The sequence below is a fragment of the Mycobacterium intermedium genome, assembly GCF_002086275.1.
GTDB classification, from domain to species: domain Bacteria; phylum Actinomycetota; class Actinomycetes; order Mycobacteriales; family Mycobacteriaceae; genus Mycobacterium; species Mycobacterium intermedium.
In genome coordinates, this window is the sequence record NZ_MVHT01000263.1 from 1 (window position 1) to 960 (window position 960).

Sequence of the window (960 nt, forward strand, 5' to 3'; positions counted from 1 at the left end):
GCCTGGCCGTCGCCGCCGTGGTCACCCGCACCCACGCCGTTGCTCCCGGCCGCGCCCGCCGCGCCGTTGCCGCCGGCCCCTCCGGCACCGCCGTTTCCGCCGTTTCCGACGTTGACGGCCTTGCCCGAGCCACCGTTTCCGCCGTTGCCGAACAACCATCCGCCCGGCCCACCGTCGGCGCCGGTCCCGGGAGTTCCGTTGGCACCGTTTCCAATCAAGGGGCGCCCGGTCGCCTCCTGGATCGGTGCATTGATTGCGGTGAGCACCTGCTGCTGCAGGGTGTGTAGTGGGTCCGTGCTGGCGGGCGCGTTGAACCCGTCCAGACCCAGGAACCGCCCGCTGATGCCGCCCGTTCCGGTGCTACCAGCGGTTCCGCCGGTACCACCATTACCGGCGTTTCCGCCGTTGCCGATCAGCACGGCGTTACCGCCGGAGCCCCCAGCACCGCCAGTCCCGGCGATCGTCCCGGCCCCCCCAGAGCCGCCGTTGCCACCATTGCCGATGAGCCCGGCCTTGCCGCCGGCCCCGCCGGCGCCGCCGGGAGCGATAAAGCCGCCGGTGCCAGCGGCACCGCCAGCGCCACCGGCGCCACCGGAGCCGACAAGGAGTCCGGCGTTTCCGCCTGCCCCGCCGGTCCCGCCCGCTTTCGAGCTACCGATGCCGGCGCCGCCAGCTCCACCGGCACCACCGGAACCAAAGAGCAAACCGCCGTTGCCGCCGGCGCCTCCGGTCCCGCCAGTCCCAGGTCCAGCGGGAGTCCCACCCGTCCCGCCGTCGCCACCGGCGGCACCGAGGCTGAACAGACCCGCATTGCCTCCGGCTCCGCCAGCCCCGCCGGCAGTGCCTGAGCTGCCACCACTGCCGCCATCACCGCCGCCGCCGAACAACAGGTTGCGCGCACACCCCAACGCCGCATGGAAGTCGTCGAACCGCCGCACCCCGTAGAACGCCTCGCGCAGC

General features: G+C 73.5%; 1 pseudogene. It reads right to left on the reverse strand.

Going from position 1 to position 960, the window contains the following annotated elements:
* Window positions 1-158: 158 nt before the first annotated feature.
* Window positions 159-254 (reverse strand): annotated as a pseudogene (locus tag BST27_RS35185) (hypothetical protein); the annotation flags it as partial.
* Window positions 255-960 lie beyond the last annotated feature (706 nt).